Consider the following 12,341-nt stretch of genomic DNA (forward strand, 5'->3'; position numbering starts at 1 on the left):
TAATAAACCAGCAAATTGTGTCTATGTTCAATCTAAATCGGAGAAAATTTATTCAAGGAGCGGGAGCAGTCTTAACTTTATCCGCTTTGCAAGTTAAAGGTCTGTCGTTTAAAGATGCGATTAAAAATTTTCGGGTCGGATTGATCGGTGCGGGTTGGTATGGGAAGAGTGATTTGTTCCGTTTAATGCAGGTTCGGGATGTTGATGTTATCGCCATATGTGATGTTGACGACAACCATTTGCAGGAGGCGGGGCGATTAACTGCTGAGCGCCAGGTTTCAAAAAAGGTTCCAAAGCTTTATAGAGATTATAGGGAGATGCTCGCTAACCATAAATTCGATCTTATCCTTATTGGCACACCGGATCACTGGCATGCAAGACAGGCTATAGACGCGATGCGTGCGGGGGCTCACCTTTATTTGCAGAAACCCATCAGTGTGGATGTACTTGAGGGCGATGCCATATGGCGCGCGGCTAGAAAATATAACCGGAAAGTGCAGGTAGGGACCCAACGGCGGAGTACGGCGCATCTCATCGACGCTAAGAAGCGTGTGGTCGATAGCGGCCTGCTTGGTAAGGTTTCGCATGTGGAGATGTGCTGCTACTATCATATGCGGAAAAATGGTAACCCGCCTACACAACAAGTTCCAGAGTTCTTAGATTATGAGTTATGGACAGGACCGGCACCTTTACGAGCTTATGATGGTTTACCGCATGGCAGCTGGTGGCGAACCTTTATGGCTTATGGAAATGGGATAACCGCCGATATGGGAATGCATATGTTTGATACGGTACGTTGGCTTTTGCAACTTAAATGGCCCAAAAGCGTGAGTGCCAAAGGTGGTATTTATGTCCAAAAAGAAGGCAAATCGACGATTGCAGATACGCAGACCGCTCTATTTGAATACGAAGATCTTAACTGTGTCTGGCAGCATAGGACATGGGGAGCAGCAACAGACCCTGAATATCCTTGGGCATTTGTTATATACGGTGACAAAGGTACTTTAAAGGGAAGTGTGATGAAATATGAGTTCATTCCCATCGGAGAAGGTGAGACTATCCGAAAGGATGTTATCTTAGAAAAAGAGACGTTTCCTAAAGATCTGGAAGAGCATCGAATAGAACTGCATACAGCTCCGGCAACGCGACGACACATGCTCGATCTTTTATCAGCAATTGAAAATAATCACCTACCTGTAGCCGATATTGAAGAAGGCTATATCTCCACCGCAAGTTGCATATTAGCCAATTTGTCGATGCAGTTGAATCGGCCCCTGATTTATGATCCTACGCAAAAAATATGTATTAATGACCCTGAAGCAACTCAATTATTGCAGAGAGGGTATCGCAGTCCATGGCAACATCCGTAATAAAAATATCAAGCGACAGATACCGGCAAATGGAAAAAACGCACCCGTCAAAATATGCCATGCATATGGACAGACTTGGCATTTATCAATATATAGAACGTTCCTGACCTAACGGCAAAGGGATCCAATAGATTAAACAAAATATGTTCAAGCTTAAAATTCTAAATTTCTACAGAATTCGAACCGTTCTTTACTCGATTAAAAGACGAGTAGACGATGAATATGAATTCGACGATAACCCATAATTATGCTAGGCTTAGAAAACCCTTGTTCTTTCTACCTATACTTCTATTAGTTCTGCTCATTCTATTTCTCTATTTTAATCATGCATTGAATGTATATGGCTATACGGTCATTCAGAAGAATAGCTTTTTCACAATAAATGCTTACCTCGGACAATATCCAAATCTTGAGTCTAATTTTACACAGTTTGGAGATTGTTTAATTAGCCTGTCACTATTGAGTGTTTTTGTATTATATGCGCCTAAATTATGGGAAGCATTGATATCAGCATCGCTAATTTCAGCTTTTTTTTCCATTGTTTTAAAAGTGGCATTTGCTGTGCCTCGACCTGCAGCGGTGTTTAATCAAACGAGTTTTTTGATTACTGGTAAGATGCTTCTTGGTAACAATAGCTTGCCTTCGGGCCATTCCATTACGATATTTACAACGCTGACCGTTATCATGTATGCTTTTATGCCGCAACGATTGAGTTATAAAATAATGTGGTTTTTTTGTTTAACATGTATTGGGTTAATGCTTGCTTTATCTCGCGTCGCGTTGGGAGCACATTATCCATTAGATGTAGTTAGTGGCTGTATTATAGGATATGTTTCGGGACTGCTCGGAATTTTTTTTAGCAGGGAATTTAAAATATGGAATTGGGTCAACGACCAACGGTATTATCCAATTTTCATTTTATTATTCCTCGTTTTCAGTATAGTATTGGTCAATAGAATAATTAATGATAATTTGCTAATATTTTATTTTACATTTATCTGCTTAATTAGTACACTTTATAAAACCATTACCGTTTATGCTAAAAAATAGCTTAAAACTAGTTCATTTTGTCCTTTTCATGAGTGTGTTGAATTTTATATTCTTCCATTTTCCATTTTATACTTTTGTTTTTAAAAATGTTGATTATAAAAGCTTTGGGGGCATTGTTCTCATCGGCAGTCTAATGGTTTTGATGCTGGTAATGAATGCTTTAGTACTTTATCTATTTTTTTCAGCCTCGCGTCGCTTCGGGAAATCGATACTTGTGTTGTTCTTTCTTATCAATTCAGTAGCCGTTTATTTTGTAAATACCTATAGCGTTATTTTGGATGAAACCATGATCGGCAATATCTTGAATACCCGTTATTCCGAGTCCAGCGGTTTCTTTTCCCTGAAATTGATCGTTTATCTCGTTTTTCTCGGTATTATTCCCAGTATCTTCATTATTAAAGCAAAAATAATAAAGGATAAACCAAAGAAGTTCTTTATCACTTCGTCACTTTCGCTATTATTTATCGTTATTTTAATATTCGCCAATGCGACTAATTGGTTATGGATCGACAAGAATTCGAAGACTTTGGGCGCACTTGCCATGCCGTGGTCTTATACCGTCAATATTTCGCGTTTTTACATTCACGAACATCAAAAAAATAAAAAAGAGATTTTATTGCCAGATGCGAAGATAACTGACCACAAAAAGACAGTGGTTGTCCTTGTTATTGGTGAATCTGCTCGAAGGGATAACTTTTCCTTATATGGCTATCAAAAGAATACAAATCCGCTACTTTCCAAAACACCCAATCTTTATCATTTTGACGCAACTTCTTGCTCCACCTATACGACAGCAGGAGTAAAATGTATATTAGAGCATAAAAATACAGATGATTTGTACGAAATCCTGCCGAACTATCTCTATAGAAATGATGTCGATGTGATCTGGCGAACAAGTAATTGGGGGGAGCCACCTGTACATATTAAAGAATATGAAACAAATGATCAACTTGCCACAAATTGTAAGGGTGAAGGATGTGCTTACGATGAGGTACTTTTAACAGGTCTAAAGGAGCGAATATCCTCCAGTAAAAAAGATAAAATTTTTGTTGTGCTCCACACAAGTACAAGCCATGGGCCAACATATAGCAAAAAATATCCCGCTCAATTCGAGCTGTTTAAACCTGTATGCAATAGTGTTGAACTCGGGAACTGTTCTAAAGAAGAGTTGATCAATGCTTATGATAACACCGTTGTTTATACAGATTATATTTTACATAATCTGATTGAGGATCTAAAACAATTGAAGGAATATAATAGTGCCATGTTGTTCGTCTCGGACCATGGCGAATCGCTGGGTGAAAATAACCTTTATATGCACGGATTGCCGATGAGCATTGCACCAAAAGAGCAATACGAGATTCCCTTTATTGTTTGGGTTTCTGATCATTCAAAACAGTTGAAACCAAATAAAACGTTGACCCAAAATCACGTATTTCACAGTGTGTTGAAATTTCTGGATATGAAAAGCCCTATTTATGATGAAAATATGGATATTTTCGAATAGACAGGATTGCGGGTACAGTTTGGTCTAAAACGGATGGACTATGGCCAATCAGATCAATACCGGATGGTGGATAGGTTATGTTGAGCAAAAAGAAAAGATTTATTTCTTTGCAACGCGGCTTATTCAGGACCGCAAGTTCAATCGTCCTGATTTCTCGCGCTGCCGCAAAGAGATACGCGGAAAGTCTTTAAGGAGCTAAAAATTTTGCCCTAAACCTTAGGGCATTAGATATCAATCATCAAATTTTACCAGGACAATAGACAGATGGAAAATTTTAATCGAAAGAAGCATTGGGAAGACATATACGAAAACAAGCCGCTGGAATCAGTGAGCTGGTACCAGCCCAATCCAGAAGCATCGCTACATTTTGTAGAGCAAGCTAACCTTCCAAAAAAGGCGAAAATCATCGATATAGGTGGTGGTGACAGTTTCCTGGTTGATTTCTTGCTGAAAGCAGGATTTGAAGATATTACTGTATTGGATATATCCAACGCTGCAATTGAACGAGCGAAGAAGCGATTAGGGGATGAGGCGACTAAAGTCAAATGGATTGTTTCGGATATCTTGGATTTCGTTCCCGACGCAACTTATGATTTTTGGCATGATCGGGCCACCTTTCATTTTTTGACTGTTCGCCAGGAGATTGATCGTTACATCAAAATCGCAGATCAATCAATTGCGGTGGGAGGTATTTTAGTCGTTGGAACTTTTTCTGAACAGGGGCCAAAGAAATGTAGTGGCATTACTATTAAACAGTATTCAGCACAATCAATAAGCGATTTATTCCAGACATGTTTTAGGAAAATTGAATGTATGACTATTGACCATATAACACCCTTCGACACGAAACAGCATTTTGTGTTTTGCAGTTTTCGTAAATAGCTGTCATAGCTGGGGCGAACGCATTTCGTACAAATAGCGCATCGGTGTGTGGCTCGAATCTGCCCCTTTGTGCTAATTTTTATTGGAATTTTCCAATAAAAGTTCTCCCCAGGCATTTAATTTCCAGAGTACTTCCACTAAACTTTTCCCTAAGGGTGTCAATGAATACTCCACTCTGGGAGGAAGCTCATGGAAAGATTGTTTACTTAAAATACCATCATTGACCATTTCGGCCAATTGTTGGTTTAGCACCCGTCTATCAACTGTTGCAATACCACGAAGCATTTCACTTGGGCGTTTTTCCCCTTCATTGATACGCCAGACAATCGGAATTTTCCATTTCCCGCTAATCGCATTGACGGCAAATTCCAATGGACATATTTTTTGTTTTATTGCTTTCTCTGTTATACTCATAAAATTGACTTTTTTGCCCCATAGGGATAATAATATGCGGTATTGTGATTGTGCATTTACTTTTAAAACTTTGCAGAAATAACGTACAGCATCATGAAAAATTTAGAACACAAAATTGCTAAATTAAATGCGAATTTAGCTAATCTTCGTCTTGAAATAAAGGAAATATTTGGCAGATCCATTCAGGATCTTCAGTCTGGCGATCTAATCGAAAAGAGCCTGCAGATAGGGGACAAGGTCCCGAATTTTAGTTTGATGAATTCGCTGCATAGCAAAATTGAGCTCGGAAAACTTCTGGAGAATGGAACGGTTAGCGTGGCCTTTTTCCGCGGCAACTGGTGTCCTTACTGTAATCCCGAGCTAAGACTAATATTGATGCGTTAATCATACAGCTATGAGCAAAGTACAACGTAAAGGGGTAAGGCGGACAGCTGATATTTCAATAGACTGCCTAGCCAGTCTGAACCGCGGTGAGATTGAAACTGCAAATCTTGTAGAGTGGCTAGCTGTTGACCAACGGCTTTTACTTGCGCACATTCTTCAGCAGAATGCGCGCATTCACTACTTAAAGCCAATCTTGTTGCTTTTGGAGCAGTTACAGAAACCGACGGTAAATTCCATCAATGAAACGATCGGACGTGCGCTGTTCGACATGATCACACAAAATCGTGATAATACCTTCCTGACAATATTATTCAATCATCCTGCAGATCTCGTGCGTTGCTGGGCGACCTACGCGATTGGAAATGATAAACAGCTTGAAATTGAGGAACTGCTTTCATCAATACGTCCTTTTGCTGCAGATACACATTTTGGTGTACGAGAAATCAGCTGGATGGCCATCCGTAATAGGATAGCTTTTGATTTGGACAGGAGCATTACCTATCTGAGCCTATGGGCGATGGAGAAGGATGAAAATGTGAGGCGTTTGGCTACGGAGTCAACCCGACCGAGGGGCGTATGGTGTAAGCACATCGATCGGTTGAAGCAGGAACCAAGTCTAGCCTTGCCTATTTTAGAACCGCTAAAATCCGATCCTTCAAAATATGTTCGGGATAGCGTCGCAAATTGGCTGAATGACGCAAGCAAAAGCCAACCTGGTTTTGTTAGAGCACTTTGTCATCGTTGGGAAGAAGAAAGTAATACCAAGGAAACACACTACATTATTCGAAAAGCATTACGCACAATTTCGAAGTAAAAATTACCGGTATCAGTATTCTGTTTTTTGCGTCTTTCTAGTTCATATTTAATTTTTTATGCAGTAGTTTATTTAGAATTATTAAAAATAATTTGAAATTCTGTGTTAAAATACGTTACATTTGCATCTGTTTAGAATCATTTTAAATAGATGTGCCTTTTTGTGCGCTTTTATTCTCACTTATGAAAAAGCCCTATTGGAGTAGTTTTATTTTATTTTACACAATTGCAGTTGCGCATGCACAGTCGATATACATCCGGGGAAAGATCACTGATGGTAATAAGAAAGTCCTATTGGGAAGTACCGTTATTTTGGATCAGTTAGGATTCTCCAGTATGAGCGATGGGCGTGGTGAATATCGTTTAACCATCCCTAAAGAGCAGTATGGCAAACTTGTTACGCTATCGGTTTCCTACATTGGTAAGAAAAAGGTTGAAAGGACAGTCCTGTTAGATTCGATGCAAAAGATTGAAAATTTTTTGTTGCAAGATATGAGTCTTGCTCTTGAAGAAGTTGGGGTACAGGCGAAGAGAGGGGAGTTGAGCAACTCATCACTCGTATTTGATCGCGAAATGATTGAACGTTATCCGGCGCTAAGTTTAAACGATCTGCTGAACCGATTGCCAAACCGGAAGAATACAGCCCCTTCTGTGCAGGAGATGCAAAATCTGACGCTGAGAGGTGCTTTTAGTGAGACTACAGGACGATCGCGAGACGCGAATGAACTGAATAACTCCTTTGGTGTCGCTATCATAATGGATGACATGGTTTTGGGTAACAATGGTAATATGCAAGGGCGGAACGCTGGAATATTTGGCATGTCTTCCGCAACGAATGCAATTAGACCTTCAGATTATGGTTTAACCGGTCGACCGACAACGGGAAAATTCTATTCTGGAGAAAATGTGTTTAGCGGTCTGGATCTGCGTCAGATTCCGATAGAAAATATCGAACATTTGGAAGTTATTTCTGGCGTAGCACCGGCACGCTATGGCGATTTATCAAATGGTGCCGTTATTATCGAAAGGCAGGCTGGCAAGACTCCGGCTTTTTTTAGGCTTCAAGTGCGGAGCAATGCAACTTCATATGGTCTGTCTAAGGGAATGCAGCTCGGAAAAAAGCTTGGGACAATTAATGTGGATTTAGGTTATGTGCAGTCTTACGCAGACAATAGAGATAAGCTGAAACAATACGACCGCGTAAACGGAACTTTGATATGGACAAACTATTTTGGCGCAGATAAGCGTCTGAAACAAACCTTCTCAGGCTCTTACAATAAAGTTATTGATCAGGTCCGAAAAGATCCAGATGACCCACTCTCGAATGCCATTTCTTTTGGCGGCCGGGGTTGGAATGCTGCTAGCCGAACCAGTTACAAATTGGACCATAAATTCCTTAAAAGCATTAGTCTCAATGCAGGAATAAGTTCAACACTGCAGAAAACCTATCGGGAGTATTACTATAATGGTGCAGTCGTGCTTTATACCGATTCTGTGCAAACTGGAATTGTAGAAGGACAATATGCACCTGGTCAGTATACTGCGCTAGATCATGTGGATAATAGACCATTGAATTTAAATGCCCGATTGGAAGGAAATGCCATCGCAATTACCGGCGATATTATCCACAAAATAAACTTTGGAAGTAACTATAGTTATGACATCAACCGTGGAAAGGGGCGAATTGCAGATCCTTCTATTCCCAAAAAGGATCTTGGAGCGAGATCGGATAGGTATTATGATTTTTCATTAACAAACGCTTTGCAAAACCTGGGCTTGTATGCGGAGGATGCTATGCGGACAAAAGTATGGGGAAGGGATCTTAGCATGCGGGCGGGCGTTCGCTGGGATCTTATGAATGGTCACTCTTCCATCTCTCCAAGAACCAACATCAATTATTCACTTTCTAAATCAACTCAGATTGGGCTAGCATACGGCTTATCCTTCAAATCTCCTGGATTAGCACAACTATATCCCGGGCCTACTTTTGATGAAATTATATTGCTCAACTCTTATAATGGTAAGGTTGACGAAAGTATGGCATTGATTTACTTGCGGCGTTATGAAAAAGATAATAGCAATCTCAAAAGTAGTGTAGGGCAAACGCTGGAATCATCGTTTTCATGGCATAAGAATGGGCATCAGCTACGTACGAATCTTTTCTATAAAAAAAATACGCGCGGAATCAACACGGTTACGGCTGATCAACTCATTGACTTGCCTACCTATTCGGCTACTGAGGTGCCCGGGGGTAAACCAATAGTTGAACAGACGGGGACGAGAAGCTATTTAATGTCCAATCTGTACTTTGCCAATAGTAATAAATCGTCCAATATTGGTGCGGAAGTCATGTATTCTACACCTAGAATTCAACAGATTATGACAACTTTCTCCGCTACTGCCGCATTTACCCTAGCCAATTCTAGTTCCAGTGCGCTGAGCCGTTTGAATTTTAATGCCGAAAAGGCAGCGTTAGATGACGTTATCCTTGGATTTTTTCCGTCCAAATCTACCAAGAACTATTTAAGTCGAGCGCAGTTACGAAGTTCAACTCATTTTCCCGCTTTGCGTTTGATTATTGAACTGAGTGCAGACTGTGAATTATTAAACTACAATAAATCTAATTACCGAGATATTATTCCTGTAGGATATTATACACGTGATTATACGTATCATATCATTGATCAATTTGATATATACAATCCGAAGCATCTCGAATTATACACAGCAAGGAAAAATGAAGCTGACTTGGTAAATATTGAAAACAACTACATCTACTGGAACTTTGGTCTCAATATGGCCAAGGAAATAGGCAAGAATATTTACCTGTCATTTAACGTCTATAATTTTCTGGATTACCAACCGCGCTTTTATAGGGAAGGAGCTTCTTCAGTGCAAGCCCCAAATTCATCTCCCAACTATGGCGCCCAACTGACTTATAAATTTTAACATAAAAACTAAACACAATGAAAACTCGTTACTTAATTCCTTTTCTCTTTTTACCTTTTATCTCCTGTAAAAAAGATAATACATCCGGTGTACAACCGCTGGATATTAAGCTGAATTTAAAATATGCTTCTGAAAATTTTAATACCAAGTTGGACTTAAGCAAGGTTATTGTTAAGATAACCAATCTGGCAACAAAAACCAGTGCTACATATTCTTCGTCCCAAGGTGTGGTCAACCTGACTTCTATTATACCGGGTGAATATGATATTGATGCTTATATTACGATACCCAAAGCGCAATACAACAGTTTGACAGGAGAATCAAGTATTGAAGACGTGACATTCAATGCTTCGCTGAAAAAAATCAGTTTAACCAGTTCTACGACTTTGGATATGGAATTGGTTGCAGGTCTATTGGGCGACTTTGTCATCAAGCAGATTTACTATGCAGGTTCTGATAATAAAGAAGGAGCGGTATTCAGGGATCAGTTTTTTGAAGTTTACAATAATACAGAACGTGTTTTATATGCCGATAGTCTTTACTTTGGCCGGTTATGGGGAAGGCAATCTCCGACCAGTCAATCCGATTACTATCAATCCAATGGCCAATTGGATTGGAGTAAATCTTCAGGAATGGGCGGCTACGAATCAGAAAATACAGACTATGTTTACTTAAGAGATTTATTTATGATTCCTGGCAATGGAAAGACCTATCCAGTGGAACCTGGTAAAAGCATTGTAATTGCGCAAAATGCGCTAAACCATAAAGCACCGTTTGTTGGTAATAATGGAAAAGAAGTAGCCATCAAGAATCCGGATCTTACAGTAGATCTGAGTAAAGCTAATTTTGAGGTTTATTTTGGAGATATCCCTGGCAAAACTCCTTTTGCAACAGATATTGACAATCCGGCTGTTCCCAATGTGGAGATATTGGATTATACGGGGAATGACTGGATATTGGATAATTTAGGGCGGGATGCTTATGTTATTTTTAAGTACGCGAATCGTTCAGATGTGGAGAATTTGAAGAGCTATGCGGAACCGTCCATCAGTGTTCCGACTTCCACCGCAAAAAAATACAGACAGTTACCTGTCGGTTGGATTATGGATGCCGTAGAAGTACAGCCAAACACCAAGGACGCGAGAATTCCTAAAAAATTGACGGCGTCACAGGATGCAGGTTTTACTTTCGCACCATTAGGTGGCTATTCATCGCAATCTGTAATTCGCAAAACCGAAAAAACGAACAATGGAGTTCGTAAATTAAAAGATACAAATAATTCCACAGAAGATTTTATCGCGATAAAAGCAAATCCATTTGGATTTGGTGATTAATGAAAAACGGTTATTCCCAATACCAGCTTTTTCGTTGGAAAGCTGGTATTTTATAAAAAATACCTGAATGAAAAGTGTGAGATACATCATGTTATTTTGGGGGGCTTTCTTAGCCCACCACGCTGTCTTCGGGCAGAGTACGTCTAATTCTTTAGATTCAACAGCAGCTTTGACCTATTGGTATCAGCCATCATTTGTAGTAATGCATGATATGGCCATACGAAATAGGGTATGGATTCCTGAGGAAATCAAAAATAGATCTTCTCTATTTGGTATTCGGCACAGCAGGGGGCAAGGGGACTTTAAGGCGGCGCAAGGAACTGATGGGCTCATTCAATCCCAATTGTATACGGAAGGGAAGACCGATTGGCGCAAAACTAGCTTTTGGGGAAGATTTTCATATGACCGCTCCGCAGAAGACAGTACTGCTTTGCGCCATCAGTCACGATGGAATGTCGATGCGCCATTGTATTTTGGTTCGTTGCGAAAAAATAAATACAGTCGAGAGACCTATAAGCTCGATGCGGGAATCCAAAGAGCATTCTTCGATGCTAAGCTCCCGATTTCCCTGGGCATCGATTATCGATTAGGCTCTCACTACTCCAATAATGATCCCAGAGGCGATATCAAAGATATGAACCTGCAGTTTGAATTGAGTGTTGGTCACAATCTGCCAACATTTTCTTATCATATTGCTGGTATTTGGGGATATGGTTCTGAACGGGTCAACGTGGGCTATAAAAATGACAAGTATACAACCAATACAGAAGACCCATTGTATGTCAATTGGATGATGAACGGTTTTGGAAGTGCGAGTGAGCGACTAAAAGAGATCAATTACAACGATATTATTCACCGTAAAGGCGTCGGCGCGCATATCTTGCTGAAACCCAATGATAGGAATAAGATCTATTTTAATAGTCGCTATCTAAATGAAGAACAATCATTCAGACGAAATGATAACTCAAAACAGACCTATTTGTCCTTAAATGATTATAAAAAAGATATCGGATCAATCGATTTTTTATGGAGCCGGCAGATGCATCGTAAGCGATTGCTAAGAGTAGCGCTGCAGGGACAAATTGAAAATGGACAGGATTTTAATTATAGTTATCTAGCAAATAACTACACCTATCGTCGGCATGAAATTTCGTTTAAAACTCAATTAGCCGTACATCAGTATTTGTTTGAAGGCCATGCTGGTATGTATAAGACCGAGAAAAAAGATGGTGTTAGTGGTAACCAAATGGAATTTGATCAAGTTAAACTGGGACTGGGACTGAATCGAACATTCCGGCTCGGCCAGTCGGCCGATATAATAGGAACAATCGCCTATACTAAACAATGGTCACCAAGCCATAATCTCTACGTATCTGAGTTGAATACAGGGGATTTTGGGAAGCAGATACTGTATCAGGATTATCTTTACGACACCGCTCCAAGTAATAGCTGGAATATGTCCTGGGTATGGGGCACGCATCATGCAAAGAACAATTGGAGCATACAGCTCCAGATGGATTATCAGTGTAGGGGTAATTTGGTGCCGATAGACTATACGTTGTCAAGTGTACCGGGTAAAAATTGGTTTCTGGGTAAATTGGGGGTTTCTTATATATTTTAAAATAGTTATCGTACTTG

General features: G+C 39.9%; 10 protein-coding genes and 1 pseudogene. 10 read left to right on the forward strand and 1 reads right to left on the reverse strand.

The window, feature by feature from the left end; all coding sequences use genetic code 11:
• The first annotated feature begins 23 nt into the window (after window positions 1-23).
• From B3297_RS19605 to B3297_RS19625, 5 genes and pseudogenes are all read left to right on the forward strand, one after another.
• A complete protein-coding gene (locus B3297_RS19605; protein ID WP_286767580.1) occupies window positions 24-1,370 on the forward strand; it encodes a Gfo/Idh/MocA family protein in 1,347 nt (448 codons plus the stop codon).
• 222 nt (window positions 1,371-1,592) lie between these two features.
• Entirely contained in the window at window positions 1,593-2,420 is an 828-nt protein-coding gene (locus tag B3297_RS19610; protein WP_201303617.1) for a phosphatase PAP2 family protein, read from the forward strand.
• The gene (eptA, locus tag B3297_RS19615) at window positions 2,407-3,927 is read left to right on the forward strand and encodes a phosphoethanolamine--lipid A transferase EptA (protein ID WP_286779333.1); all 1,521 of its coding nucleotides are present in this window, start codon (window positions 2,407-2,409) and stop codon (window positions 3,925-3,927) included. Before B3297_RS19610 ends, eptA begins: the two co-directional genes overlap by 14 nt.
• 31 nt (window positions 3,928-3,958) lie before the next feature.
• A pseudogene (locus B3297_RS19620) lies at window positions 3,959-4,140 on the forward strand (class D beta-lactamase); the annotation flags it as partial.
• Window positions 4,141-4,191: 51 nt separating this feature from the next.
• Window positions 4,192-4,809 carry a class I SAM-dependent methyltransferase gene (locus B3297_RS19625; RefSeq protein WP_070560817.1) on the forward strand — a complete coding sequence of 206 codons (618 nt, stop codon included), beginning with the start codon at window positions 4,192-4,194 and terminating at the stop codon, window positions 4,807-4,809.
• A gap of 72 nt (window positions 4,810-4,881) precedes the next feature.
• Here the strand turns inward: B3297_RS19625 and B3297_RS19630 are convergent, their stop codons facing one another.
• Complete coding sequence (locus B3297_RS19630) at window positions 4,882-5,223, reverse strand: winged helix-turn-helix transcriptional regulator (protein WP_070560815.1); 342 nt, start codon at window positions 5,221-5,223, stop codon at window positions 4,882-4,884.
• A 93-nt stretch (window positions 5,224-5,316) separates the two neighbouring features.
• Here B3297_RS19630 and B3297_RS19635 point away from each other — a divergent pair, with 93 nt between their 5' ends.
• The 5 genes from B3297_RS19635 (at window position 5,317) to B3297_RS19655 (ending at window position 12,324) form a co-directional block, all read left to right on the forward strand.
• A complete protein-coding gene (locus B3297_RS19635; protein WP_070560814.1) occupies window positions 5,317-5,607 on the forward strand; it encodes a redoxin family protein in 291 nt (96 codons plus the stop codon).
• Between the two features lie 10 nt (window positions 5,608-5,617).
• Window positions 5,618-6,421: a DNA alkylation repair protein gene (locus B3297_RS19640; RefSeq protein WP_286779334.1), complete on the forward strand. Its 804-nt coding sequence runs from the start codon at window positions 5,618-5,620 to the stop codon at window positions 6,419-6,421.
• Window positions 6,422-6,603: 182 nt separating this feature from the next.
• Window positions 6,604-9,369, forward strand: a complete 2,766-nt coding sequence (locus tag B3297_RS19645) for a TonB-dependent receptor (RefSeq protein ID WP_286779335.1) — start codon at window positions 6,604-6,606, stop codon at window positions 9,367-9,369.
• Between the two features lie 17 nt (window positions 9,370-9,386).
• A complete protein-coding gene (locus B3297_RS19650; RefSeq protein ID WP_286779336.1) occupies window positions 9,387-10,703 on the forward strand; it encodes a DUF4876 domain-containing protein in 1,317 nt (438 codons plus the stop codon).
• Window positions 10,704-10,770: 67 nt separating this feature from the next.
• Window positions 10,771-12,324 carry a DUF6850 family outer membrane beta-barrel protein gene (locus B3297_RS19655; RefSeq protein ID WP_139144859.1) on the forward strand — a complete coding sequence of 518 codons (1,554 nt, stop codon included), beginning with the start codon at window positions 10,771-10,773 and terminating at the stop codon, window positions 12,322-12,324.
• The last annotated feature ends 17 nt before the right edge of the window (window positions 12,325-12,341 follow it).

It is taken from the genome of Sphingobacterium sp. UBA3519 (genome assembly GCF_002377215.1).
Taxonomy (GTDB): Bacteria; Bacteroidota; Bacteroidia; order Sphingobacteriales; family Sphingobacteriaceae; genus Sphingobacterium; species Sphingobacterium multivorum.

What these genes read in the sequence shown, in the direction of transcription:
- B3297_RS19645 (WP_286779335.1), top strand. Translation starts at nt 6,604, where the DNA reads ATGAAAAAGCCCTATTGGAGTAGTTTTATTTTATTTTACACAATTGCA.
- B3297_RS19655 (WP_139144859.1), top strand. Translation starts at nt 10,771, where the DNA reads ATGAAAAGTGTGAGATACATCATGTTATTTTGGGGGGCTTTCTTAGCC.
- B3297_RS19610 (WP_201303617.1), top strand. Translation starts at nt 1,593, where the DNA reads ATGAATTCGACGATAACCCATAATTATGCTAGGCTTAGAAAACCCTTG.
- B3297_RS19650 (WP_286779336.1), top strand. Translation starts at nt 9,387, where the DNA reads ATGAAAACTCGTTACTTAATTCCTTTTCTCTTTTTACCTTTTATCTCC.
- B3297_RS19640 (WP_286779334.1), top strand. Translation starts at nt 5,618, where the DNA reads ATGAGCAAAGTACAACGTAAAGGGGTAAGGCGGACAGCTGATATTTCA.
- B3297_RS19630 (WP_070560815.1), bottom strand. Translation starts at nt 5,223, where the DNA reads ATGAGTATAACAGAGAAAGCAATAAAACAAAAAATATGTCCATTGGAA.
- B3297_RS19605 (WP_286767580.1), top strand. Translation starts at nt 24, where the DNA reads ATGTTCAATCTAAATCGGAGAAAATTTATTCAAGGAGCGGGAGCAGTC.
- B3297_RS19625 (WP_070560817.1), top strand. Translation starts at nt 4,192, where the DNA reads ATGGAAAATTTTAATCGAAAGAAGCATTGGGAAGACATATACGAAAAC.
- B3297_RS19635 (WP_070560814.1), top strand. Translation starts at nt 5,317, where the DNA reads ATGAAAAATTTAGAACACAAAATTGCTAAATTAAATGCGAATTTAGCT.
- eptA (WP_286779333.1), top strand. Translation starts at nt 2,407, where the DNA reads ATGCTAAAAAATAGCTTAAAACTAGTTCATTTTGTCCTTTTCATGAGT.